This window comes from Pandoraea thiooxydans, assembly GCF_001931675.1.
Taxonomy (GTDB): Bacteria; Pseudomonadota; Gammaproteobacteria; order Burkholderiales; family Burkholderiaceae; genus Pandoraea; species Pandoraea thiooxydans.
In genome coordinates this window covers 3,430,970-3,454,894 of sequence record NZ_CP014839.1, presented here as the reverse complement: position 1 = coordinate 3,454,894, position 23,925 = coordinate 3,430,970, and the positions used below count along the sequence as shown (strand labels likewise).

Genomic DNA, 23,925 nt, shown 5'->3' with positions numbered 1-23,925 from the left:
CTCCATGACGAATTGTCCCTTTTGCCAAACCGATGGCGGCGAGCTGCTGTGGCGCGACGCCAGACTGCGTGTGGTGCTGGCCGACGAAGCCGGTTATCCCGGATTTTGCCGCGTGATCTGGCACGCCCACGTCGCCGAGATGTCCGATCTCACGGCCGCCGAGCAGCAGCATCTGATGCAGGCGGTATTCGCGCTCGAGCGCGCGCAGCGCAAGGCTCTGGCGCCGGACAAGGTAAATCTGGCGAGTCTGGGCAACCAGGTGCCGCACGTGCATTGGCATGTGATTCCGCGTTTTGGCGACGACCCGCATTTCCCGGGCTCGGTGTGGAGCTCGCCACAGCGGGAGATCGCGCCAACGGCGCTGAGTGCCCGGCGGGCCCGGTTGCCGGCGCTGCGCGAGGCCGTCGTGGCAGAATTGCAAAACACCTTCGGCGGCGCTCAGGCGTGATACCCTGACGGCCCGGTTTTTTTGTTTGACACTTGCGGAGCGGCGCATGAGCGGCCTTGAACGAGACACCCCCATCCCGGTTTCCCTGACGTTGCATCGTCAGTCGCGGGTGCTGGAACTGGCCTATGAAGATGGGCATTCATATCGACTGCCCTTCGAGTTGCTGCGCGTTTATTCGCCCTCGGCCGAGGTGCGCGGGCACGGGCCAGGGCAGGAGACGCTGCAAACCGGCAAGCGGGATGTCGAGATCACCGCACTCGAGCCGGTGGGCAATTACGCTGTGAAGCCGGTGTTCTCGGATGGTCACGACACCGGCATCTATTCCTGGGACTACCTGTTCGACCTGTGCGTGCGGCAAGCCGCGCTGTGGCAGGAATATCTGAATAAACTGGCCGCCGCCGGCGTCGAGCGCGATGCGCCGATGACGGCCGGACGGCACTGACGCTGCGCGGCGGGGATTTTGGAGAAGGGCATGGCACAGACGCATTTTGGATTCAAAACTGTCGACGAAACTCAGAAGGCCGAGAAAGTGGCCGGCGTGTTTCACTCGGTGGCCGCCAAGTACGACGTAATGAACGACCTGATGTCGGGGGGCCTGCATCGCGCATGGAAGGCGTTCACGATCGCCCGTGCGGCGGTGCGGCCCGGCTTCAAGGTACTCGATATCGCCGGCGGCACCGGTGATCTGGCGCGCGCTTTTGCCAAGCGGGCCGGCCCGACCGGGGAAGTCTGGCTGACCGATATCAACGAATCGATGCTGCGGGTCGGGCGCGATCGCCTGCTCGATCATGGCGTCGTGACGCCCACGTTGCTGTGCGACGCGGAAAAGATTCCGTTTCCATCGAATTATTTCGATGTCGTCACGGTGGCCTTTGGCCTGCGCAACATGACGCACAAGGACGCCGCGCTGGCTGAGATGAGACGTGTCATCAAACCGGGCGGCAAAGTCATGGTGCTCGAGTTTTCCAAGGTCTGGCAACCGCTCGAAAAGGTCTACGACACGTATTCCTTCAAAGTCTTGCCCTGGCTGGGCGAGCGTATCGCCAAGGATGCCGAAAGTTATCGCTACCTGGCCGAGTCTATTAGGATGCATCCTAATCAAGAGGCGTTGAAGGAAATGATGGAACAAGCGGGGTTGGAGCGGGTCGAATACTTCAATCTGACGGCAGGGGTGGTGGCGCTGCACGTCGGTACCAAATATTGACGGCATCGCGCCAAACGCCATCTATCGACAAGTTATGGAGAAATCGGAGTCTATGCTGCAGTTCGTGCGAAGCAAAGTTCTGCTGGGATTCGTCGCCGGTGTGTTGACCCTGGGCCTGGTGGCCAATGATGCCGAAGCGCGGCGCATGGGCGGCAGCCGCAGCATCGGCAAGCAGTCGTCGACCGTGACGCAGCGTCAGCTGGCGCCCCAGTCGACGCAAGCGCCGGCGCAGGCGCAGCAACCCCGTTCGGCTGCGACGCCGGCCGCGGCCGGGGCTCAAACCCAGCCCCGCAACCGGTGGCTCGGGCCCCTTGCCGGCATCGCCGCTGGCTTGGGCATTGCCGCGCTTCTGTCCCACTTCGGCCTGGCCGGTGCCGCGGCGCAAATGCTGGCCAATGCGATCGTGATCGCCTTGATTGCCTTCGCGGTGATTTGGCTGATTCGCCGCCTGCGCGGCAGCAGACCAGTTGAGCCGGCCTACGCCGCCAACGGTGGCTACGCCAACGGGGCAAACACACAACCGGCGCTGCGCGAGGTTTCGGCATCGCCGGCGGTGAGTCCGCTGCCCGGCGGGGCCGGCGGCCTGGCTGCAGGCCAGCCGTGGGGCGTGCCTGCGGATTTCGACACTGACGTGTTCCTGCGCCACGCGAAGGTCAATTTCGTCCGTCTGCAAGCGGCCTGGGACGCTGGCAACATGGCGGACATCCGGGAGTTCACGACGCCCGAGATGTACGCGGAAATCAAGATGGATCTCGACGAGCGTGCGCCTGGTGTCAATCGCACCGACGTCGTCAAGCTCGACGCCGAGCTGCTTGGCATCGACGAGGCCGGTGCGGAGCATATGGCCAGCGTGCGCTTTTCCGGCCTTCTGCGGGAGAGCGAGGGGGCGCCGGCGGAGCCGTTCAACGAGGTCTGGAATCTCACCAAGCCCATTGCGGGCGGCGGTGGCTGGCTCTTGGCCGGTATCCAGCAGTTGAACTGACGGTGCCTCGCATGTTCGCGTGAGCGAATCCGCCGTCGAATCGGCTTACCTGCCGTACAATGAGAGCCCGCGCCCAGCGCGGGCTTTCTTATTCCTGCCAGTATTCCCATGACCGTTGCCGCCAAACCTGCCGCCAGGCCATTTGCTGCTGCCATAAATCACTTGCTCGCGCGTGAATCGTGGGCGCGCGAGCGGCTAAGCCAGCATGCCGGCCACACCGCCCAGTTGACCGTCACGCTAATCACCTTGCACCTGCAAGTCACGGAGGACGGCTATGTTCGGGCTCAGGACGAGGTGCCGGCACAGTCCGCGAGCAATGTGCGCATCGAAGTGCCGCTCTCCGCGCTGAGTGACTTTGCGGCGGGCGGCCAAGCCGCGGTCATGAAGCATGTGAAAATCGAGGGCGATGCGGAGTTTGCCAACACCATTTCCTATTTGGCGCAGCATTTGCGCTGGGAAGTGGCGGAGGATCTGAGCCGGCTGATTGGCGACACCGCTGCCCATCGCTTGACCGAGACGGCACGCGCCGCGGCCGACCATGCCAAACGCACCGGCAGGACCGCCGTGGAATCGCTGGTCGACTATCTGGTCGAGGAGAACCCTCAATTGGTGCGGCGCCCCGAATTGGATGAGTTTTCCGCGCAGGTCACGCGCATGCGTGACGATCTTGCTCGCCTTGAAAAGCGCCTCGAGCGACTGAACCGCGAGACGCCTGCACGGGCATCGTCCCGTTCGTCCCGGCCCGACGAGGAGCAATAAGAACGATGCGCATTTTCCGTATCGCCAAAATCGGGTTGACGATATTTCGCTATGGGCTGGACGAGGTCGCCTTGTCAGGCGTGCGTCATCGCGGCATACGCCTGCTGGTCAAACTGGGCACTTTTGGCCGCAAGCTCGATGCCCCGCGCGGCGAGCGCCTGCGCCTGGCGCTCGAGAGTCTGGGGCCGATTTTCGTCAAATTCGGACAAGTGCTCTCCACCCGCCGGGACCTGCTGCCGGCCGATATCGCAGCCGAGCTGGCTCGACTTCAGGATCAGGTGCCGCCATTCGATTCCGACACGGCGGTGCGACTGATCGAAAAATCGCTCGGCGGGCCCCTGGAGGACACTTTCGACGAATTCGAGCGAGTTCCGGTGGCCAGCGCATCGATCGCCCAGGTGCACTTTGCGCGCCTCAAAGTGGGGTCGCATGCCGGCAAGGCAGTAGCGATCAAAGTCTTGCGCCCGGGCATGCTGTCGGTGATCGACAGTGATCTGGCGCTGATGCGCGATGTCGCCGGCTGGATCGAGCGGCTGTGGGCCGACGGCAAGCGCCTCAAGCCGCGCGAGGTGGTCGCGGAATTCGACAAATACCTGCACGACGAACTCGATTTGATGCGAGAGGCGGCCAACGCGGCCCAGTTGCGTCGTAATTTCGCCGACTCGGACCTGCTGCTGGTGCCCGAGATGTACTGGGAATACAGCTCCAGCAACGTGCTGGTGATGGAGCGCATGCACGGCGTGCCGATCAGTCAGGTCGAGGTGCTGCGTGAAGCCGGCGTCGATCTGAAAAAACTCGCTGAAGAGGGCGTGCAGATATTCTTCACGCAGTTCCTGCGCGACGGGTTTTTCCATGCCGACATGCATCCGGGCAACATTCTCGTGAGCATCGATCCGGCCACTTTCGGCCGCTACATCGCGCTCGACTGCGGCATCGTCGGGGCATTGTCCGAGTTCGACAAAAATTACCTGTCGCAAAACTTCCTGGCATTCTTCCGGCGCGATTATCACCGCGTCGCCGCGTTGCACCTTGAATCGGGCTGGGTGCCGCCCGATACGCGCGTCGAAGAGCTGGAGGGGGCGATTCGGGCCGTGTGCGAACCATACTTCGATCGCCCGCTCAAGGAAATTTCGCTCGGGATGGTATTGATGCGACTGTTCCAGACATCGCGCCGATTTCACGTCGAGATTCAGCCGCAACTGGTGCTGCTGCAAAAGACGCTGCTCAATATCGAAGGACTCGGCCGGCAGCTCGATCCCGACCTCGATCTCTGGAAAACCGCCAAACCGTATCTCGAGCGCTGGATGAGCGAGCAGCTCGGCCTGCGGGGATGGCTGGACCGACTTAAGGCCGAGATTCCCCAATGGAGCAAGACGCTGCCGCAATTGCCGCGCCTCGTGCATCAGGCGCTGTCGGCTCACGCGGCGCCGCCGAACGACGCACTGCTGCGTGCGCTGCTGGAGGAGCAGCGTCGCACCAATCGGCTGATCGGCAGCGCGCTGTACCTGCTGGGCGGCGTCGCCGTCGGCGTCATTCTCACCTTCCTGTGGATGTCTCTGGCATGAGCGACAAGCCACAATTCACCAATCGTGATCCGGGCGATCCTGCTTTTTGGGACGAGCGTTTCGAGCAGGCTTTCACACCCTGGGACGCCGGGGGCGTGCCGCAGGCAGTACGCGACTTCGTCGGTGCCGAGCCGGCCCCGCTGTCGACGCTGATTCCCGGATGCGGCGCGGCGCACGAGGTCGGCTGGCTGGCTGAGCTTGGCTGGCCGGTGAGTGCGATCGATTTCTCCGCGTCGGCGGTAGCGGCCGCGCGAGCCGGCCTGGGCCGCCACGGCGCGCATGTGCAGCAAGCCGATTTTTTTACCTTCGAGCCGGCAAAGCCCGTATATTGGGTGTATGAACGGGCGTTCCTGTGCGCGCTGCCGCCGCACCTGCGCGCAGCATACGCGCGGCGTGTGGGCGAATTGCTGCCGACCGGCGGCCGCCTGGCGGGGTTCTTCTTTCTTGGCGATACGCCCGGCGGGCCGCCTTTCGGGATGGACCGCGCGACATTGCTGGCGTTGCTATCCCCGGCGTTCTCACTCGTGCAGGAAGCGCCGGTCGACGACTCGTTGCCGGTTTTCGCGGGGCGGGAGCGATGGATGGTTTGGCAGCGCCGCTAACGGGCGCGGGCCGTCCGGGCCGCTTGTGCGAACCGTGGCGCGCGGGTTCGCGAGACGATCCCCGAAAAGCCAAACAAGCGGTTATAATTCAAGGCTTTGCGTGATTTTCCAACTGGAAAGAGCCATGCCTATTTATGCCTATCGTTGTGAATCTTGCGGTTTCGCCAAAGATGTTCTGCAAAAAATGAGCGACGCTCCGTTGACGGAGTGTCCCGAATGCGGTCGCCCGACCTTTAAGAAGCAGCTCACCGCGGCTGGTTTTCAGCTCAAGGGCTCGGGATGGTACGCAACCGATTTCAAGGGCGGCGCCAGCAAATCGCCCGCGCCCGATTCCACCACCAAAAGTGATTCGACGTCGTCCGGCGCGAGCGACAGCGCCGGCAAATCCGGCGGCGATGCGGGTGGCGGATGCGGCGGTTCCTGCGCATGCCATTGATGCCGCGTCGCACTGTTTTCGCCGCTTAAACGGGTCTTGCCATGTCCATCAAGAAAACCGCGCTGAAAACCTACTTCCTGACCGGCTTGCTGGTGCTGGTGCCATTGGCCATCACGCTGTGGGTGCTCGGTCTGATCATCGGCACGATGGATCAGACCCTGCTGCTGTTGCCGCAGGGCTGGCAGCCGGAGCGGCTGGTCGGGATGCACATCCCCGGACTTGGCGCGTTCCTGACATTGGCGTTCATTTTCGTCGTCGGACTGCTGGCCCACAATTTCATCGGCCAGAAGCTGGTGCAATGGTGGGAGGCGATCCTGCGGCGCATTCCCGTGGTCGGCTCGCTCTACGGCAGCGTCAAACAGGTCTCCGATACGCTGCTCTCGAGTAACGGGAACGCATTTCGCAAAGCCTTGCTGGTGCAGTACCCGCGCGCGGGCTCCTGGACCATCGCGTTCCTGACCGGCGTGCCCGGCGGCGATGTCGTCAATCACCTGCAGGGCGATTACGTGAGCGTTTATGTGCCGACCACACCGAATCCGACGTCGGGTTTCTTCCTGATGCTGCCGCGAGCCGATGTGATCGAGCTGGATATGAGTGTGGATGCCGCGCTCAAATATATTGTGTCGATGGGCGTGGTTGCCCCCCTGCACAACCCGCGTCACCGGCCCGGCCCGCCCATGTAGCGGTCGTCGGTCATGCAGTGATGCTTTGATTTTTAAGAACGGAATACCAACATGTCGATGCGAACTTCTTACTGTGGTCTGGTGACCGAGCAGCAGCTCGGTCAAACCGTCAAACTGTGCGGCTGGGTGCAGCGCCGCCGCGATCACGGTGGGGTCATTTTCATTGATTTGCGCGACCGCGAAGGCCTGGTGCAAATCGTCTGCGACCCGGATCGCCCGGAGATGTTCAAGGCGGCCGAGAGCGTGCGCAACGAGTTCTGCCTGCAGATCGTCGGTCTGGTGCGAGCCCGTCCGGCCGGCACCGAGAACGCCAATCTGACCAGCGGCAAGATCGAGGTGCTTTGCCATGAGCTCAACGTGCTCAACGCATCGGTGACGCCGCCGTTCCAGCTCGACGACGAGAACCTGTCGGAGACCACCCGCCTCACGCATCGCGTGCTCGATCTGCGGCGCCCGCAGATGCAGTACAACCTGCGCCTGCGCTACAAGGTGGCCATGGAAGCGCGCCGATACCTCGATGAGCAGGGCTTTATCGACATCGAAACGCCGATGCTCACCAAGAGCACGCCGGAAGGCGCGCGCGACTATCTGGTGCCTTCGCGTGTCAACCCCGGCCATTTCTTCGCGCTGCCGCAGTCGCCGCAGCTGTTCAAGCAACTGTTGATGGTGGCGGGGTTCGATCGCTATTACCAGGTGACCAAGTGCTTCCGCGACGAAGATCTGCGTGCCGACCGCCAGCCCGAATTCACCCAGATCGATTGCGAGACGGCGTTCCTCGACGAACAGGAAATTCGCGATCTGTTCGAAAACATGATCCGTCGCGTATTCAAGAACACCATCGATGTCGAACTCGCGGCGCAGTTCCCGGTGATGCAGCATAGCGAAGCCATGCGCCGCTATGGCTCGGACAAGCCCGACTTGCGCGTCAAGCTGGAATTCACCGAGCTGACCGACGTGATGGCTGACGTCGACTTCAAGGTGTTTTCGACCCCGGCGACGACCGAGGGCGGGCGCGTGGTCGCGCTGCGCGTGCCGCACGGCGCCGAGTTGTCGCGCAGCGAGATCGACAGCTATACCGAATTCGTGAAGATTTATGGCGCCAAGGGGCTGGCGTGGATCAAGGTCAACGACGTCAGCAAGGGGCGCGACGGCCTGCAAAGCCCGATCGTCAAGAATCTGCATGACGCAGCGATCTCGGCAATTCTGGAGCGCACCGGCGCGCAGGGCGGCGACATTATTTTCTTCGGCGCCGACAAGGCCAAGATCGTCAACGATGCGATCGGCGCGTTGCGTCTCAAGGTCGGGCACTCCGAATTTGGCCGCAGCAATGGCCTGTTCGAAGCCGGTTGGCAGCCGCTGTGGGTCGTCGATTTTCCGATGTTCGAATACGACGAAGAAGATGCCCGCTGGGTGGCGAGCCACCATCCGTTCACCAGCCCGAAGGACGAGCATATCGCTTATCTGGAGTCCGACCCCGGCAAGTGTTTGGCCAAGGCCTACGACATGGTGCTCAACGGCTGGGAAATCGGCGGCGGGTCGGTGCGGATCTTCCAGGAGGCCGTGCAAAGCCAGGTCTTCCGGGCTCTCAAGATCAGCGACGACGAGGCCCGCGCGAAGTTTGGTTTCCTGCTCGATGCGCTGCAATATGGCGCGCCGCCGCATGGTGGTATCGCCTTCGGCCTCGATCGCATCGTGACCATGATGGCCGGCGCCGATTCGATTCGCGATGTCATTGCGTTCCCGAAGACCCAGCGTGCTCAATGTTTGCTCACGCAGGCGCCGTCGCCGGTCGACGAGCGGCAGTTGCGCGAACTGCATATCCGTCTGCGGCAAGCCGAATCGCCCAAGGTTTGAGGCGACCTTCCCCAGCTCAACGCGCCCCAGCCCAGGCTGGGGCGTTTGTTTTTGAGCATTGCGCCGGGGGCTTTTACAATGGAGTCTCTATTCCGACAGTTGACGCTGCATGAAACCGTTCAAAATCCCCGAATCCGTGCTGGTGGTCATCTACACGCCGGAACTTGACGTGCTGGTCCTGGAGCGAGTCGAGCCAACCGGTTTCTGGCAGTCCGTCACCGGCAGCAAGGATGCGCACGACGAACCGTTGCTTGAGACCGCGGCACGCGAGGTGAGGGAGGAAACCGGCATCGTGGTCGGCAGCGCTGCGGTGCCGGCCGAGAATCTTTGCGACTGGCATCACACGATCGAATACAGCATCTATCCCCACTGGCGCTATCGCTACGCGCCTGGCGTCACGCGCAACACCGAGCACTGGTTCGGCCTGCAAGTGCCGGCGGGCACGGCGGTGAGCCTGTCTGCGCGCGAGCATGTCGGATACCGGTGGATGCCCTGGCAGGAGGCTGCGGCGCAATGTTTCTCGCCGTCCAATGCCGAGGCGATTCGGCAATTGCCGCAACGGGTCCGCTGAGGCGGGCCGGGAGAAGGCATGAAGACCCGGCTGCATTTCAGGCAAGGCGACGAACTGGATTTGCTGTTTCAGGGGCCGGCATATTTCTCGGCCTTGATCGATGCGATCGAGCAGGCCCGGCAGGAAGTCGTGCTGGAGACATATATTTTCGCCAACGATACCGTTGGGCAACGGGTCTCGGCGGCGCTGCTGCGGGCCGCGCAGCGTGGCGTGACGGTGCGTGTCATCACCGACGGCATCGGTACCGGCGGCTTGCCCCTATTTGCCGACTGGGCCGCTGGCGGCATCGCGCACCGTGTCTATAACCCGCGCCTGTTCGGCAAGCAGGGTTTTTCGCGCACTCACCGCAAGCTCGCCGTCATCGACCGCCTGTATGGTTTCGTCGGCGGCATCAATATCATCGACGATGTCGATGTGCATGGCGGCAAACTACCGGAACCGCGCTGGGATTTCACCGTGCGATGCCGGGGCCCTATCGTGCACGACATCTGGCGGGCGTTCGATATGCAATGGCAACGGTTGTCGCCCGGCGATATGGGGCCGTTGATCCGACGTCGACGCTACCGCCTGAAGCCGACCGGCGAGCCGATGGCGGCGTTTGCCGCGCGCGACAATATTCGAAATCGGCGCGCGATTGAAAAAGCGTATCTGATGGCGATCGGCCATGCCCGTGAAACGGTCTGGCTGGCCAATCCGTATTTCGTGCCGGGCCGGCGCGTGCGGCGCGCGTTGGTCGCTGCGGCCGGGCGCGGCATTCAGGTTGCCGTACTGATCGGGCACAAGGAATTCCCCTTGCTCGATCTTGCCGTTCCCTCGTTATACGGCAAGCTGCTGAAGGCCGGGGTTCGCATCGCCGAGTACGATCGCACTCAATTGCATGGCAAGGTCGCGGTAGTCGACAACCACTGGGCAACGGTTGGCTCTTCGAATCTCGACGCGTTCAGCCTGTTCCTCAATCACGAAGCCAATGTCGTAGTCCTGAATCATCCGTTGGTCCCGGAGTTGCGCCAGCGCATCGCCGCCGCATTCGAGCAGGCGCACCGGATTGACCCCGCGCGCTTTGCCGGGCGTGCGCTACCCCGACGCCTGGCCAGTTGGGGTGCATATCTATTTTATCGCCTCAGCATGAAAATCATTACAAACGGCAAATATGAGTGAGCCGAACCATCGATACGTCGGAAACACCACCGAACGTCGATGGATTTAGAAAACGATTTCTAATAAATTGCTTGTTTGGCATGCGGCCCCACACAATAATAGGACGGCCGTTCGATTTTATTTCAACGTGTGCGAGCGGTTAAAAGTTATGCGAAAAGGCGAACAAACACGGGCTGCGATCCTGAATGCCGCACTTGAACTGGCGGGCCGGGATGGACTCGAGGGATTGACCATCGGGTTGCTGGCCGATCGCATGCAAATGAGCAAGAGCGGCGTGTTCGCGCATTTCGGGTCTCGGGAGGATCTGCAGGTCGAGGTCATCCGGGAATATCACCGACGCTTCGAGGAAGAGGTTTTTTTCCCCAGCATGGTGTTGCCGCGCGGCTTGCCGCGTTTGCGAGCGCTGGTGAACCGGTGGATGGACAAGCGTATCCGGGAAGTGACGACAGGCTGCATCTATATCAGCGGGGCGGTGGAGTACGACGATCGCGCCGAGAGCGCGGTACGCGACCAGTTGGTCGCCAGCGTGCAGGCATGGCGGCGAGCGTTATTGCGAGCGATAACGCAGGCCAAGGAAGTCGGTCATTTGCGGCAGGATGCCGATCCGCACCTGATGCTGTTCGAGATGTACAGCCTGACGCTGGGCTTGCACCACGACGCACGGTTTTTGCGAGAGCCGGGCGCGGTCGAAATAGCCAGGATCGCGCTGGAGAAATTGATTTTGTCATATCAAAGCGGGTGAGGATTCGGCGCCGCGCAATTGCTGGTGCGGCACCGATACCGATCCCGTTGGGCGAAACAGGTAGCTTTATTTAGTTCGGAGACTGTTATGGGAAAGTACACGGCGCCGCTGCGCGATATGCAGTTCGTATTGCATGAATTGCTGAATGTCGAACAAGAGCTGAAAGCGTTGCCGGCGCATGCCGATGTCGACGCTGACACCATCAACCAGGTTCTCGAGGAAGCCGGGAAGTTTTGCAGCGAAGTCGTGTTCCCGCTGAATCAGGTCGGTGATCGTGAAGGTTGCCAATATCACGACGGCGAGGTGAAAACACCGACAGGCTTCAAGGAGGCCTATCGCCAGTATGTGGAAGCCGGCTGGCCGGCACTGGCGTGCGATCCTGCGCACGGCGGACAGGGTTTGCCGATGTTGATGAACAACGCGCTTTACGAGATGCTGAACTCGGCGAACCAGGCCTGGACCATGTACCCCGGCCTGTCGCACGGCGCCTATGAATGCCTGCATGCGCATGGCACGCCCGAGCAGCAGCGTCTGTATCTGCCGAAGATCGTCTCCGGCGAATGGACCGGCACAATGTGCCTGACAGAGCCGCATTGCGGAACGGATCTGGGTTTGCTCCGGACCAAGGCCGAACCGCTGGCGGACGGCTCGTATTCGATCAGCGGCACCAAGATCTTCATCTCGGCTGGCGAGCACGACATGGCCGCCAACATCATCCATCTCGTGCTGGCGCGTCTGCCCGATGCGCCGCCCGGAACCAAAGGCATTTCGCTGTTCGTGGTTCCCAAGTTCATTCCCGATGCCGACGGCAATCCGGGGGCGCGCAACGGGGTGCGGTGCGGCTCGATCGAACACAAGATGGGCATCCACGGCAACGCCACCTGCGTGATGAATCTCGATAACGCACAGGGTTGGCTGGTCGGCGAGCCGAACAAAGGCCTGAACGCGATGTTCATCATGATGAATGCCGCGCGTCTGGGCGTCGGCATGCAGGGCCTGGGGCTGACCGAGGTGGCTTATCAAAATTCGCTCGTCTACGCGAAAGAGCGCTTGCAAATGCGTTCGCTCACTGGCCCCAAGGCGACCGACAAACCCGCCGATCCGATTATCGTTCATCCGGACGTGCGGCGCATGCTGCTGACCCAGAAAGCTTATGCCGAAGGTGCGCGTGCCTTCTCTTACTGGACCGCGCTGCAAATCGACCGCGAACTCTCGCATGCCGATGAAAGTGCGCGCAAGGAAGCCGCCGACCTCGTGGCGTTGCTCACGCCGGTCATCAAGGCCTTTCTCACCGACAATGCGTTCCTTTGCACCAACCTGGGCATGCAGGTATACGGCGGCCACGGCTATATTGCCGAATGGGGCATGGAGCAATACGTGCGCGATGCGCGCATCAACATGATCTACGAAGGAACCAACACGATCCAGTCGCTCGATCTGCTGGGCCGCAAGGTGCTCGGCGACATGGGCGCCAAGTTGAAGAAATTCGGCCAACTGGTGCAGGACTTCGTCGAGCGCGAAGGCACCAGGGAAGAGATGCAGGAGTTCGTCAATCCGCTCGCCGATCTTGGTGACAAGGTGCAGAAGCTGACGATGGAAATCGGCATGAAAGCGATGAGCAACCAGGATGAGGCGGGCGCCGCCGCGGTCGATTATCTGCGTGTGGTCGGTCACCTCGTATTCGCCTATTTCTGGGCGCGCATGGCGCGCATCGCCCTCGACAAGCAGAGCAGCGGCGATACGTTCTACGCAAGCAAGCTGGCTACGGCCCGCTTCTATTTTGCCAAGTTGCTGCCCGAGACCGCCTATCACATCCGTGCGGCACGCGCCGGCGCCAAATCGCTGATGGAACTCGACGCCGAGCTGTTTTGATCGGTGAACGTGCCGGCGCGGCACACATGCGCCGCGCCGCCGGGCCAGACACGCCAATTTCAGGAGGAAACTGTGAGCAATCTGATTATCCGCAAGGTCGCCGTACTCGGCGCTGGTGTGATGGGGGCGCAAATCGCGGCGCACCTGATTAACGCCAAAGTGCCGGTGGTGCTGTTCGACCTGCCCGCCAAAGAAGGCCCGAAGAACGGCATCGTTCTCAAAGCAGTCGAGTCGCTCAAGAAACTCAATCCCGCACCGTTCGGAGTCAAACGCAGCGCGCAGTTTATCGAAGCCGCCAACTATGAAGACGATTTGGCGAAACTTCAGGAGTGCGATCTGGTGATCGAGGCGATCGCCGAGCGCATGGACTGGAAGCACGACCTTTACAAGAGGGTTGCGCCTCATCTGGCACCTCACGCGATTTTCGCGTCGAACACCTCGGGGCTGTCGATTACCGAACTCTCGGAGGGATTCGACGACGAACTCAAGGCGCGCTTTTGCGGTGTCCACTTCTTCAATCCGCCGCGCTATATGCACCTGGTGGAGCTGATTCCGACACCTTCGACCCAACCGGCCATTCTCGATCAGCTCGAAGCGTTTCTCACCAGCACATTGGGCAAAGGCGTCGTGCGAGCCAAGGACACGCCGAACTTCATTGCCAATCGTGTGGGGATTTTCTCGATCCTGGCGGTCTTCGCCGAGGCACAGAAGTACGGCATTCCGTTCGACGTCGTCGACGATCTGACCGGCAGCAAGCTTGGCCGCGCCAAATCGGCGACGTTCCGTACCGCCGACGTGGTGGGCCTGGACACCATGGCGCACGTCATCAAGACGATGCAGGACAACCTGAAGGACGATCCCTTCTATCCCGTCTACGCCACGCCGCCGGTGCTGCAGGCGCTGGTGGACAAGGGCGCGCTCGGGCAGAAAAGCGGCGCGGGCTTCTACAAAAAGGAAGGCAAGGCGATCAAGGTGCTCGACCCGGTCAGCGGCAACTATGTCGAGGCCGGCAAGAAGGCCGACGAGCTGGTGCTGCGCATCCTCAAGAAAGAGCCGGCCGAGCGCTTCAAGCTGCTGCGTGAGTCGACCCACCCGCAAGCGCAATTCCTGTGGGCGGTGTTCCGCGATGTGTTTCATTACATCGGGGTCTATCTGGAGCAGATCGCCGACAACGCACGCGACGTCGACTTCGCGATCCGCTGGGGCTTCGGCTGGAACAGCGGGCCTTTCGAGGATTGGCAGGCAGCCGGCTGGACCCAGGTGGCGCAATGGGTCAAGGAAGATATCGATGCCGGCAAAGCGCTGAGCAACGCCGCGCTGCCAGCCTGGGTGATCGACGGGCCGGTTGCCGAGCAAGGCGGCGTGCATGGTGCGGCAGGCTCGTGGTCGCCGGCCAAGCAGGCATTCGTGCCGCGCAGTACCCTGCCGGTCTATCGACGCCAGGTATTCCAGGCGTCGCTATATGGCGAAGCGGGCGCGGATCCGCGCAGCTTCGGCAAGACCATCGAAGAGAGCGACTCGGTTCGCCTGTGGGTCGATGACCGGGCGGGCGAGGGCGACGTACTGATCGTGTCGTTCAAGAGCAAGATGAACACCATCGGGCCGGACGTGATCGATGGATTGCTCAAGGCCGTGACGCTGGCCGAGCAGCAGTACAGGGGCCTGGTCGTGTGGCAGCCGACCTCGCTCAAGCTCGGCGCGCCCGGCGGGCCCTTCTCGGCGGGCGCCGACCTGGCCTCGGCGATGCCGGCATTCATGATGGGCGGCCCCAAGGGGATCGAGCCGTTCCTCAAGAAGTTCCAGGATTGCATGATGCGCATCAAGTATGCGCAGGTGCCGGTGGTTCCCGCCGTGTCGGGTATCGCGCTGGGCGGCGGATGCGAGCTGATGCTGCAAAGTGCCAAGCGGGTGGTCGCGCTGGAGAGCTATATCGGTCTGGTCGAGGTCGGCGTCGGCCTGGTGCCGGGCGGCGGCGGCCTCAAGGAAGCGGCGCTGCGCGCCGCGGCGGCAGCCGAGGCGGCCGGCAGCACCAACTATCTGGAGTTCGTCAAGAACGCCTTTCAAAACGCTGCGATGGCCAAGGTCTCCGGCTCGGCGCTCGAGGCGCTCGAGATGGGGTACCTCAAACCGTCCGACACCATCGTATTCAACGTGCACGAGTTGCTGGCGGTGGCCTGTAACGAAGTGCGCGCGCTGGCGGCGAGCGGTTACCGCCCGCCGCTCAAGCCCGCCGGCATTCCGGTGGCGGGGCGTTCGGGCATCTCTACCATCAAGGCGCAACTGGTGAATATGCGCGACGGCAATTTCATCTCGGCGCACGACTTCCTGATCGCCTCGCGCATTGCCGAAATCGTATGCGGCGGCGACGTCGAGGCCGGCAGCCTGGTCGACGAAGACTGGCTGCTCGCCCTGGAGCGCCGTGCCTTTATCGATTTGCTGGGAATGCCGAAAACCCAGGAACGCATCATGGGCATGTTGCAGACCGGCAAGCCGGTGCGCAACTGAGCCCCGCCCATTGGAGACAGTCATGAGCAAACAACTGCAAGACGCCTATATCGTTGCCGCCACGCGTGCGCCGATCGGCAAGGCCCCCAAGGGCAGCTTCAAGCATCTGCGTCCGGACGACCTGCTGGCAACGATTTTGCGCAGCGCCGTCGGCCAGGTGCCGGAGCTCGACACCAAACTGATCGAGGACATCATCGTCGGCTGCGCGATTCCCGAGGCGCAGCAGGGCCTGAACGTGGCGCGCATCGGCGCGTTGCTGTCGGGCTTGCCGACCAGCGTGGCAGGTGTCACGGTCAATCGCTTTTGTGCCTCCGGCCTGACGGCCGTGGCGATGGCCGCTGACCGCATCCGCGTCGGGCAGGCCGACGTGATGATCGCGGCCGGCGTCGAGAGCATGAGCATGGTGCCGATGATGGGCAATACCCCGTCGTTGTCACCGTCGATTTTCGAGCGCGACGAGAACGTCGGCATTGCCTACGGCATGGGCCTGACGGCCGAGAAGGTGGCGCAGCAATGGCAGATCAGCCGCGAGGCGCAGGACGAGTTTTCGCTGGCCTCCCACCAGAAAGCGCTCAAGGCGCAGCAGGCGGGTGAATTCACCGACGAAATCACACCGATCGAAGTCATCGAGAAATTCCCCAATCTGGCCAGCGGGCAGATCGATCTCAAGAAACGCCTGCTGTCGCTCGACGAGGGGCCGCGCGCGGATACCTCGCTCGAAGGGCTGGCCAAGCTGCGGCCGGTGTTCGCCAACAAAGGCTCGGTCACGGCGGGCAATAGCTCGCAGACGTCGGACGGCGCTGGCGCGTTGATTATCGTCAGCGAAAAAATCCTCAAGCAATTCAATCTGACGCCGCTGGCGCGCTTCGTCTCGTTCGCGGTGCGGGGCGTGCCGCCGGAGATCATGGGCATCGGTCCCAAGGAGGCAATCCCCGCCGCCCTGCGCGCCGCCGGCCTGTCGCTCGACGATATGGGCTGGATCGAGTTGAACGAGGCGTTTGCCGCGCAGTCGCTGGCGGTGATCAAGGACCTCGGCCTCGATGCGAGCAAAGTCAACCCGGTCGGCGGCGCCATCGCATTGGGGCATCCGCTGGGCGCCACGGGTGCGGTGCGCTCGGCCACCGTGGTGCACGCCTTGCGGCGGCATAACCTCAAATACGGGATGGTGACGATGTGCGTGGGAACCGGCATGGGAGCCGCCGGTATTTTCGAGCGCCTCTGAGCGCGTTTCGCATCGACGTCAACGGCTCGCTCGCGCGGGCCGTTGACGCTTCTGGAACAATAACGAGGGACAGCATGGACATCCTTATCGAGCGCAGCCATCACGTGCTGAGCATGACCTTCAACCGGGCTCACAAGAAGAACGCCATCACCGCCGCCATGTACCAGGCGCTGGCCGACGCGCTGACCGAGGCCGAGGCCGACAGCGACATACGCGCGATCCTGATCCAGGGCCAGGCGGATGTCTTTACCGCGGGAAACGACCTGGAAGATTTCATGAAGCACCCGCCGACCAGCCAAGATGCTCCGGTATTCCAATTCCTGCATCACATCAGTCACGCCAGCAAGCCGATCGTCGCTGCGGTGGCAGGCCCGGCGGTCGGCGTGGGCACTACGTTGCTGCTGCATTGCGATTTGGTCTATGCGGCCGACAATGCCAGATTCTCGCTACCGTTCACGCAACTCGGGTTATGCCCCGAAGCCGCCTCGAGCCTGCTGCTGCCGCGCTTGACGGGCTACCAGCGCGCCGCCGAAAAACTCCTGCTCGGCGAGCCCTTCGATGCGCTCGACGCGCATGCGATGGGGCTGGTCAATCGCATCCTGCCGGCTACCGACCTGCTGTCGTTTGCCCAGGCCCAGGCGGCCAAACTGGTCCAACTGCCAGCCGCGTCGCTGCGCGCGACCAAGCGCCTTATGAAGGGCGATCAGCACGCCATGGTGGACGAGCGCATCGCCGAAGAGGCGCTGGAGTTCGGCCGACGCTTGCAGGCACCCGAGGCGCGCGAGGCATTCACGGCATTTTTCGAAAAGCGCCGGCCTGATTTCTCGCGTTTTTCTTGAGCGTGCTGCAACTCCCTGTGCTCCGGCGCGAATGCGGCCTGCTCTTCGTCATGAAATGACCGATTTTTTTACGATTGCTCCACGCTGCATTTTCTTGCTTTGGAATGGTGCAGCTTTTTTTGTGAGTAGCCTCAGCGACTATCAACCACGCATGATGATCGCAATTTTAGGAGGTTGACTGGCGGTTGAACTGAGCTGTATCGCGAACCTTTCAACGCCGGTCATCCTCCCTATAACGCTATCGCAAGAAAGCTTGATTGTACGAGCGAGCTTGCAGAAACCCTGAAAGTTCACCCAGGGAAATTTTTTAAATGATTGATTATAAATATAAAATTTCTTGTTTCGAGTTCGTCTGATTGACGCGCTGCATACGGCAGAGTCAGTGAGGGCGTGGTGGTGTCGATGACAACGGATGGGCTTGAGCTGGCGGGACGGACGTGTGGCGGGGGCGGCCGCCGAGCGCCGCCCCTTGACGCGGATTGAGTGCGGTAACGCTATGGCGTGCTTCGCTACGTATCGGACGTATGAGACGTATTGCACCCGCACTCGGGCGCGGTGCTACACGGGGGGCAGCGGACGGCGCTTGCGGTGCTCGTCGGTGGCGACATAGGTCAGGGTGGCTTCGGTTACCTTGACGATTTCATGCGACAAACGGGTGCGCTGCGCATAAACCTCGACGTCGACGGTAATCGAGGTGGTGCCGGTCTTGATGATTTGCGCGTAGAAACTGAGCAGGTCGCCGACGAAGACCGGCTGCTTGAACAGAAATGAATTCACCGCGATCGTCGCGACCCGTCCGTTGGCGCGTTCGGTGGCCGGAATCGAGCCGGCGATGTCGACCTGGGCCATGATCCAACCACCGAAAACGTCGCCATGGACGTTGGCGTCGGCCGGCATCGGCATGACTCGCAGCGTGGGCAGCTTGTTCTCGGGCAGGGAAGGGAGGTTGGTCGATTCCATAGGGGGGATCCTGATTCAGAGGCGGTTGCGGGGGCCGTCAGCGCGAGGCTCCGGCTTCTGCGAGAATATACCCGTTTCTCATCTCAAAATCCCGACTCGATAAATCCATGCGCCGGTACGCCCACGCCGATTCGCCGCTTCCCTCGTCGCAGAGCAAGTCGCGCAGCGATTGGCAGATTCTTCGCTCGCTGTTCCCCTACCTGATCGACTTCAAGGGGCGGGTAGGCTTTGCTTTACTGTGCCTGATTGGGGCCAAGGTTGCCAATCTCGGCGTCCCCGTGCTCATGAAGCATATCGTCGATCATCTGACCGGCTTCGCCCAACTCTCGACGCTGGCGCGCGCACAGCAAACGCCGGCCCTTGTGATGGTCGGTGGTGTCGGGCTGCTGGTCGTTGCTTACGGTGTATTGCGGCTGTCGACTTCGCTGTTTACTGAATTGCGGGAGATTCTATTTTCCAAGGTCACGGAGAGCGCGGTGCGGCAAATCGCGCTCAAGGTGTTCCGGCATCTGCATTCGCTCTCGCTGCGCTTTCATCTCGAGCGGCAGACCGGCGGCATGAGCCGCGATATCGAGCGGGGCACGCGCGGCATCCAATCGATCATTTCCTATTCGCTGTACAGCATCTTGCCGACCTTGATCGAAGTCGGATTGGTGCTGGGCTACTTTTTTATTCATTACGACATTTTTTATGTCGTGGTGACGCTGGTGGCGCTGGCGCTCTATATTGCTTTCACCGTGCGGGTGACCGAGTGGCGCACGCATTTTCGCCGCACCATGAACGAACTCGACTCGAAGGCCAATACACGGGCGATCGATTCGCTGATCAACTACGAGACCGTCAAGTATTTCAGCAACGAAGACTTCGAGGCGCGCCGCTACGACGAAAATCTCAAGCGCTATCGCAACGCCGCGATACGCTCGCAGAACTCCCTGTCGGTGCTCAATTTTGGCCAGCAGGTGATCATTGCCAGCGGACTGGTGCTGATTCTCTGGCATGCGACCGGGGAGGTGATGAGCGGGCGCATGACGCTGGGCGACCTGGTGCTGGTCAATACTTTTATGCTGCAGTTGTACATCCCGCTGAATTTTCTGGGTGTGATCTACCGCGAGCTCAAGCAGGCTTTGACCGACATGGATCGGATGTTTTCGCTGCTCGACGCCAATCGCGAGGTGGCGGACGCCCCCGGCGCGCAGCCGCTGATGTGCCGCGGCGGAGAGGTGCGTTTCGAGCATGTCAATTTCGGTTATGAGCCGGCACGGCAGATATTGTTCGACGTCGATTTCAGGATCCAGGCCGGCACCACCACCGCGGTGGTCGGTCACAGCGGGTCGGGCAAGTCGACGCTGTCGCGACTGTTGTTTCGCTTCTACGATGTCGGATACGCCGGCGGGGCCAACGCCGGCCGCATCACTATCGACGGGCAAGATATTCGCGAAGTGACGCAGGATTCGCTGCGCGCGACGATTGGGATCGTGCCTCAGGACACCGTGCTCTTCAACGACACGATCTACTACAACATCGCCTATGGCAATCCGTCGGCCGATCGCGAGGCGGTCATCGCCGCGGCGCGTGCTGCTCACATTCACGACTTTATCGAGAGCCTGCCCGCCGGCTATGAGTCAATGGTCGGCGAGCGCGGCCTGAAGCTCTCCGGAGGCGAAAAGCAGCGGGTCGCGATCGCGCGAACGATCCTGAAGAACCCGCATATCCTGATTTTCGATGAGGCAACGTCGGCACTCGACTCACGCTCGGAGCAGGCGATCCAGACGGAGTTGCGGCAAATCGCGCAAGAGCGCACCACGCTGGTGATTGCGCATCGGCTCTCGACCGTGGTGCATGCCCAGCAGATTCTCGTGCTGGACAAGGGGCGCATCGTCGAGCGCGGCACGCACGAATCGTTGCTGCAGGCCGGCGGGCTGTATGCGCAAATGTGGTGGCTGCAGCAACGGCGCGACGATCGGGATGACGAGATGGCAGCCGATGTAGCGCCGGCGGTAGCCGCATCGGCTTGAGCCTGCAACCGGGGAAGGGGCACCATGGAAATCAAATGGCTAGAGGATTTCGTGTCGCTGGCGAAGACACGCAGTTTCAGCCGCTCTGCCGAACTGCGGCACGTGACTCAGCCGGCGTTCTCGCGGCGCATCCAGGCGCTCGAGGCATGGCTCGGCAGTGAATTGATCGATCGCTCCAGCTACCCGACCAACCTGACGCCAGCCGGCGAAGTGTTCTACGAGCAGGCGCTCACCCTGCTGGCGCAGGCCCAGGAGGCACGAGCGCTGCTGCGCGAGCAGCGCTCGGCCGATGCCTCGGTGATCGATTTTGCCGTGCCGCATACGCTGTCGCTGACCTTCTTCCCCCGCTGGCTCGAGACCCTGGAACAGCGCGTGGGCAAGCTGCGCTGCCGGCTGCGGGCGCTGAATGTGCACGACGCGGCAATGTCGCTGACCGACGGCGGGTGCGATCTGCTGATGTGCTATTACCACCCGCGCCAGCCGCTGCAGCTCGATGCGGCCCGCTACGACAAGCTGATTCTCGGCGCCGAGTCCTTCGACCCCTACAGCGCAACGAATGCGCAAGGCAAGCCCTTGTACCGTCTGCCGGGTACGTCCGCCGCGCCGGTGCCGTATCTGGCCTATACGCCGAACGCGTATTTGGGGCGCATGGCCGATTTGTTGCTGGCCGATGCGGCCGCGGCGCCGCATCTGGACAAGTGCTACGAAACCGATATGGCCGAAGCGCTCAAATCGATGGCGCTGGCCGGACACGGCGTGGCCTTCCTGCCGCACAGTGCCGTGACCGATGAGGTGAAACAGGGCCAATTGGTACGGCTCGATGGCGCGACGCGCATCGCACCTAAAGAACGGACAGCGAACGCTGGCGACCTGCATCTGGAGATGGAGATTCGCCTGTATCGGGACCGCCTGGCGTTCGGCGAAGCGCGCAGCCGGCGCGATCGCGCCAAGCGCGACGCGATGCAGGCGTTATGGGAAGCCGTTAGCGGCATGGCCGGTAGCGCGGAATCGTCGAATGATTATGCAAAAATTGCATAGAAGCATGTGAAATTGGCATTGGATTCTTGGCCTGGGTTTTTTTAAAGTGCGCCCAGTCGTATCGACAAACACAGCGTCGATGCGGCAACGCGAATCAGGATCACGAGTCCCGGCCCTTTGCCATCTTCTGGATGGCGGGGGCTGTCGCGGTAACCCAGATGCTGGAGATCACCGATGTCCCAAACCACCCATGCCTTGCCTTCCTACCTGCGACCCGACGACCTGGGCCCGTGGGGGATTTACCTGCAACAGGTCGATCGCGTCACCCCCTATCTTGGTTCGTTGTCGCGCTGGGTCGAGACCCTCAAGCGTCCCAAGCGCATTCTGATCGTCGATGTGCCGATCGAGCTGGACAACGGCACGATCGCCCACTTCGAAGGCTATCGCGTGCAGCACAACACCTCGCGCGGCCCGGGCAAGGGCGGCGTGCGCTTTCACCAGGATGTGACGTTGTCGGAAGTGATGGCGCTGTCGGCCTGGATGTCGGTCAAGAACGCCGCGGTCAATGTGCCGTATGGCGGCGCCAAGGGCGGCATCCGGCTGGATCCGCGCAAGCTGTCGATGGCCGAACTCGAGCGCGTGACGCGCCGCTACACCAGCGAAATCAATATCATCATCGGGCCGACCAAGGATATTCCCGCGCCCGACGTCAACACCAATGAGCAGATCATGGCGTGGATGATGGATACCTACTCGATGAACGAGGGATCCACCGCCAGCGGGGTCGTCACCGGCAAGCCGATTTCGCTGGGCGGCAGCCTGGGACGTCGTGAAGCGACCGGCCGCGGCGTGTTCGTGGTGAGCTGCGAGGCGGCCCGGCATATTGGCCTGGAAGTGAAGGGTGCGCGCGTCATCGTGCAGGGCTTCGGCAACGTGGGCGGCATTGCCGCGCGCCTGTTCCATGAGGCCGGGGCGCAGGTGGTCGGCGTGCAGGATCACACCGGTACGATCTACAACGGCGGCGGCCTCGACGTGCCGGCGCTGCTCGCGCACGTGGCCGAGACCGGCGGGGTCGGCGGCTTCGCTCGCGCCGACAAGATTCCGGACAGCGAATTTTGGGGGCTGGACTGCGAGTTTCTGATTCCGGCCGCGCTCGAAGGGCAGATTACCCAACATAATGCCGGGCAGATTCGCGCCAAGATCGTGGTCGAAGGGGCCAATGGCCCGACCACGCCCGAGGCGGACGACATCCTGCACGAAAACGGCACGCTGGTGGTGCCGGACGTGGTCGCCAACGCGGGTGGCGTCACGGTCAGCTATTTCGAATGGGTGCAGGATTTCTCCAGCTTCTTCTGGACCGAAGAGGAGATCAACCACCGCCTGGAGCGCATCATGCGTGAAGCGTTCGACGGGGTGTGGCACGTGGCCCAGGACCACAAGGTATCGCTGCGTACCGCTGCCTTTATCGTGGCCTGTACACGAATCCTGCAGGCGCGTCAGATGCGCGGCCTGTATCCCTGAGTTGTATTTCGCCGGCATGCCGGAGCCATCGCCCCAGCGTTGGCTCCGTCCGAGAATTGCGTGTTCCGGCGGACTTTGAATGATCATTTCAAGGGGGCTTTCACAGCCCCCTTTGTGTTTGTTGAAGGGCGATCCGAGCTGTTCGTGTCTGCCACGGGCCGACAGATATGCCGCCTTCAGCCTGCATGTGGGCACAGGCGGCGTATCATGCCGGGATCGTCCGGACCGGCGGGATACGCGGCGGACGAGAAGTCTTCAACAAAGGATTGTGAAATGATTTCACTCAAGAACGTCTCGAAGTGGTACGGTCAGTTTCAGGTGCTGACCGATTGCACCACTGAAGTGAAAAAAGGCGAGGTGGTCGTGGTGTGCGGGCCGTCGGGGTCGGGCAAATCGACCTTGATCAAAACCGTCAACGGTCTGGAGCCGTTTCAGCAAGGGGAAATCATCGTCGACGGCATTTCCGTGGGCGCGCCCAAGACGAATCTGGCCAAGCTGCGCTCGCGCGTGGGCATGGTTTTCCAGCATTTCGAGCTGTTCCCGCATCTGTCGATCACCGAGAACCTGACGCTCGCGCAAATCAAGGTGCTGGGGCGCAGCAAGGACGAGGCGATGGAGAAGGGCATGAAGCTCCTCGACCGGGTCGGGCTCAAGGCGCACGCGGGCAAATATCCGGGGCAACTGTCGGGTGGCCAGCAGCAGCGCGTGGCGATTGCGCGCGCATTATGCATGGAGCCGATTGCAATGCTGTTCGACGAGCCGACCTCGGCGCTCGATCCGGAAATGATCAACGAGGTCCTCGACGTGATGGTGGAACTGGCTCGGGAAGGGATGACGATGATGGTCGTCACGCACGAGATGGGCTTTGCCAGGAAGGTCGCGCACCGCGTAATTTTCATGGATCACGGCGCAATCGTCGAAGATGATCGCAAGGAAGATTTCTTCGCCAACCCGAAGTCGGACCGGGCCAAGGATTTTCTTGCCAAGATCCTGCACTGAGCTGGACCTG

At 62.0% G+C, this 23,925-nt stretch carries 22 protein-coding genes; 21 read left to right on the top strand and 1 reads right to left on the bottom strand.

Annotated elements, in window-relative coordinates:
* Positions 1-4 precede the first annotated feature (4 nt).
* From PATSB16_RS15820 to PATSB16_RS15740, 17 genes are all read left to right on the top strand, one after another.
* A complete protein-coding gene (locus PATSB16_RS15820; protein ID WP_047215033.1) occupies positions 5-448 on the top strand; it encodes an HIT family protein in 444 nt (147 codons plus the stop codon).
* Between the two features lie 46 nt (positions 449-494).
* A complete protein-coding gene (locus tag PATSB16_RS15815) occupies positions 495-890 on the top strand; it encodes a gamma-butyrobetaine hydroxylase family protein (RefSeq protein WP_047215032.1) in 396 nt (131 codons plus the stop codon).
* A 30-nt stretch (positions 891-920) separates the two neighbouring features.
* Complete coding sequence (ubiE, locus tag PATSB16_RS15810) at positions 921-1,652, top strand: bifunctional demethylmenaquinone methyltransferase/2-methoxy-6-polyprenyl-1,4-benzoquinol methylase UbiE (protein ID WP_047215031.1); 732 nt, start codon at positions 921-923, stop codon at positions 1,650-1,652.
* 52 nt (positions 1,653-1,704) lie between these two features.
* Complete coding sequence (locus PATSB16_RS15805) at positions 1,705-2,634, top strand: Tim44 domain-containing protein (RefSeq protein ID WP_047215030.1); 930 nt, start codon at positions 1,705-1,707, stop codon at positions 2,632-2,634.
* 108 nt (positions 2,635-2,742) lie between these two features.
* Entirely contained in the window at positions 2,743-3,393 is a 651-nt protein-coding gene (locus tag PATSB16_RS15800; RefSeq protein WP_047215029.1) for a ubiquinone biosynthesis accessory factor UbiJ, read from the top strand.
* A gap of 5 nt (positions 3,394-3,398) precedes the next feature.
* Positions 3,399-4,958 (top strand): ubiquinone biosynthesis regulatory protein kinase UbiB, encoded by a 1,560-nt coding sequence (gene ubiB / locus PATSB16_RS15795; RefSeq protein ID WP_047215028.1) that lies wholly within the window; start codon positions 3,399-3,401, stop codon positions 4,956-4,958.
* Positions 4,955-5,560 carry a class I SAM-dependent methyltransferase gene (locus tag PATSB16_RS15790; protein WP_047215027.1) on the top strand — a complete coding sequence of 202 codons (606 nt, stop codon included), beginning with the start codon at positions 4,955-4,957 and terminating at the stop codon, positions 5,558-5,560. Before ubiB ends, PATSB16_RS15790 begins: the two co-directional genes overlap by 4 nt.
* Positions 5,561-5,684: 124 nt before the next feature.
* Entirely contained in the window at positions 5,685-5,996 is a 312-nt protein-coding gene (locus tag PATSB16_RS15785; protein ID WP_047215026.1) for an FmdB family zinc ribbon protein, read from the top strand.
* Between the two features lie 41 nt (positions 5,997-6,037).
* On the top strand, positions 6,038-6,679 hold the full coding sequence (locus PATSB16_RS15780) for a DUF502 domain-containing protein (RefSeq protein WP_047215025.1): 642 nt from the start codon (positions 6,038-6,040) through the stop codon (positions 6,677-6,679).
* A gap of 51 nt (positions 6,680-6,730) precedes the next feature.
* Positions 6,731-8,533 carry an aspartate--tRNA ligase gene (aspS, locus tag PATSB16_RS15775; protein ID WP_047215024.1) on the top strand — a complete coding sequence of 601 codons (1,803 nt, stop codon included), beginning with the start codon at positions 6,731-6,733 and terminating at the stop codon, positions 8,531-8,533.
* Between the two features lie 109 nt (positions 8,534-8,642).
* On the top strand, positions 8,643-9,104 hold the full coding sequence (nudB, locus tag PATSB16_RS15770; RefSeq protein WP_047215023.1) for a dihydroneopterin triphosphate diphosphatase: 462 nt from the start codon (positions 8,643-8,645) through the stop codon (positions 9,102-9,104).
* Positions 9,105-9,122: 18 nt separating this feature from the next.
* Complete coding sequence (gene clsB / locus PATSB16_RS15765) at positions 9,123-10,262, top strand: cardiolipin synthase ClsB (RefSeq protein WP_047215022.1); 1,140 nt, start codon at positions 9,123-9,125, stop codon at positions 10,260-10,262.
* Positions 10,263-10,410: 148 nt separating this feature from the next.
* Entirely contained in the window at positions 10,411-11,004 is a 594-nt protein-coding gene (locus PATSB16_RS15760; protein ID WP_047215021.1) for a TetR/AcrR family transcriptional regulator, read from the top strand.
* A gap of 87 nt (positions 11,005-11,091) precedes the next feature.
* A complete protein-coding gene (locus PATSB16_RS15755; protein ID WP_047215020.1) occupies positions 11,092-12,876 on the top strand; it encodes an acyl-CoA dehydrogenase C-terminal domain-containing protein in 1,785 nt (594 codons plus the stop codon).
* A gap of 72 nt (positions 12,877-12,948) precedes the next feature.
* A complete protein-coding gene (locus PATSB16_RS15750) occupies positions 12,949-15,381 on the top strand; it encodes a 3-hydroxyacyl-CoA dehydrogenase/enoyl-CoA hydratase family protein (protein WP_047216660.1) in 2,433 nt (810 codons plus the stop codon).
* A 22-nt stretch (positions 15,382-15,403) separates the two neighbouring features.
* Positions 15,404-16,603, top strand: coding sequence for an acetyl-CoA C-acyltransferase (locus PATSB16_RS15745; RefSeq protein ID WP_047215019.1), 1,200 nt, complete (start codon positions 15,404-15,406; stop codon positions 16,601-16,603).
* Positions 16,604-16,677: 74 nt separating this feature from the next.
* The gene (locus PATSB16_RS15740; RefSeq protein WP_047215018.1) at positions 16,678-17,442 is read left to right on the top strand and encodes an enoyl-CoA hydratase; all 765 of its coding nucleotides are present in this window, start codon (positions 16,678-16,680) and stop codon (positions 17,440-17,442) included.
* A gap of 558 nt (positions 17,443-18,000) precedes the next feature.
* Here the strand turns inward: PATSB16_RS15740 and PATSB16_RS15735 are convergent.
* Positions 18,001-18,402: an acyl-CoA thioesterase gene (locus PATSB16_RS15735; RefSeq protein WP_047215017.1), complete on the bottom strand. Its 402-nt coding sequence runs from the start codon at positions 18,400-18,402 to the stop codon at positions 18,001-18,003.
* Between the two features lie 107 nt (positions 18,403-18,509).
* Here PATSB16_RS15735 and PATSB16_RS15730 point away from each other — a divergent pair, with 107 nt between their 5' ends.
* From PATSB16_RS15730 to PATSB16_RS15715, 4 genes are all read left to right on the top strand, one after another.
* Positions 18,510-20,417: an ABCB family ABC transporter ATP-binding protein/permease gene (locus PATSB16_RS15730; protein ID WP_047215016.1), complete on the top strand. Its 1,908-nt coding sequence runs from the start codon at positions 18,510-18,512 to the stop codon at positions 20,415-20,417.
* A gap of 24 nt (positions 20,418-20,441) precedes the next feature.
* Positions 20,442-21,455, top strand: a complete 1,014-nt coding sequence (locus PATSB16_RS15725) for a LysR family transcriptional regulator (RefSeq protein ID WP_047215015.1) — start codon at positions 20,442-20,444, stop codon at positions 21,453-21,455.
* A 174-nt stretch (positions 21,456-21,629) separates the two neighbouring features.
* Positions 21,630-22,916, top strand: a complete 1,287-nt coding sequence (locus PATSB16_RS15720; RefSeq protein ID WP_047215014.1) for a Glu/Leu/Phe/Val family dehydrogenase — start codon at positions 21,630-21,632, stop codon at positions 22,914-22,916.
* Positions 22,917-23,189: 273 nt separating this feature from the next.
* Positions 23,190-23,915, top strand: coding sequence for an amino acid ABC transporter ATP-binding protein (locus tag PATSB16_RS15715; protein WP_047215013.1), 726 nt, complete (start codon positions 23,190-23,192; stop codon positions 23,913-23,915).
* Positions 23,916-23,925: the final 10 nt, after the last annotated feature.

Excerpts from the sequence above, each read along its gene's own strand:
- PATSB16_RS15820 (WP_047215033.1), top strand. The coding sequence starts at position 5 with ATGACGAATTGTCCCTTTTGCCAAACCGATGGCGGCGAGCTGCTGTGG.
- PATSB16_RS15815 (WP_047215032.1), top strand. The coding sequence starts at position 495 with ATGAGCGGCCTTGAACGAGACACCCCCATCCCGGTTTCCCTGACGTTG.
- ubiE (WP_047215031.1), top strand. The coding sequence starts at position 921 with ATGGCACAGACGCATTTTGGATTCAAAACTGTCGACGAAACTCAGAAG.
- PATSB16_RS15805 (WP_047215030.1), top strand. The coding sequence starts at position 1,705 with ATGCTGCAGTTCGTGCGAAGCAAAGTTCTGCTGGGATTCGTCGCCGGT.
- PATSB16_RS15800 (WP_047215029.1), top strand. The coding sequence starts at position 2,743 with ATGACCGTTGCCGCCAAACCTGCCGCCAGGCCATTTGCTGCTGCCATA.
- ubiB (WP_047215028.1), top strand. The coding sequence starts at position 3,399 with ATGCGCATTTTCCGTATCGCCAAAATCGGGTTGACGATATTTCGCTAT.
- PATSB16_RS15790 (WP_047215027.1), top strand. The coding sequence starts at position 4,955 with ATGAGCGACAAGCCACAATTCACCAATCGTGATCCGGGCGATCCTGCT.
- PATSB16_RS15785 (WP_047215026.1), top strand. The coding sequence starts at position 5,685 with ATGCCTATTTATGCCTATCGTTGTGAATCTTGCGGTTTCGCCAAAGAT.
- PATSB16_RS15780 (WP_047215025.1), top strand. The coding sequence starts at position 6,038 with ATGTCCATCAAGAAAACCGCGCTGAAAACCTACTTCCTGACCGGCTTG.
- aspS (WP_047215024.1), top strand. The coding sequence starts at position 6,731 with ATGTCGATGCGAACTTCTTACTGTGGTCTGGTGACCGAGCAGCAGCTC.
- nudB (WP_047215023.1), top strand. The coding sequence starts at position 8,643 with ATGAAACCGTTCAAAATCCCCGAATCCGTGCTGGTGGTCATCTACACG.
- clsB (WP_047215022.1), top strand. The coding sequence starts at position 9,123 with ATGAAGACCCGGCTGCATTTCAGGCAAGGCGACGAACTGGATTTGCTG.
- PATSB16_RS15760 (WP_047215021.1), top strand. The coding sequence starts at position 10,411 with ATGCGAAAAGGCGAACAAACACGGGCTGCGATCCTGAATGCCGCACTT.
- PATSB16_RS15755 (WP_047215020.1), top strand. The coding sequence starts at position 11,092 with ATGGGAAAGTACACGGCGCCGCTGCGCGATATGCAGTTCGTATTGCAT.
- PATSB16_RS15745 (WP_047215019.1), top strand. The coding sequence starts at position 15,404 with ATGAGCAAACAACTGCAAGACGCCTATATCGTTGCCGCCACGCGTGCG.
- PATSB16_RS15740 (WP_047215018.1), top strand. The coding sequence starts at position 16,678 with ATGGACATCCTTATCGAGCGCAGCCATCACGTGCTGAGCATGACCTTC.
- PATSB16_RS15735 (WP_047215017.1), bottom strand. The coding sequence starts at position 18,402 with ATGGAATCGACCAACCTCCCTTCCCTGCCCGAGAACAAGCTGCCCACG.
- PATSB16_RS15730 (WP_047215016.1), top strand. The coding sequence starts at position 18,510 with ATGCGCCGGTACGCCCACGCCGATTCGCCGCTTCCCTCGTCGCAGAGC.
- PATSB16_RS15725 (WP_047215015.1), top strand. The coding sequence starts at position 20,442 with ATGGAAATCAAATGGCTAGAGGATTTCGTGTCGCTGGCGAAGACACGC.
- PATSB16_RS15720 (WP_047215014.1), top strand. The coding sequence starts at position 21,630 with ATGTCCCAAACCACCCATGCCTTGCCTTCCTACCTGCGACCCGACGAC.
- PATSB16_RS15715 (WP_047215013.1), top strand. The coding sequence starts at position 23,190 with ATGATTTCACTCAAGAACGTCTCGAAGTGGTACGGTCAGTTTCAGGTG.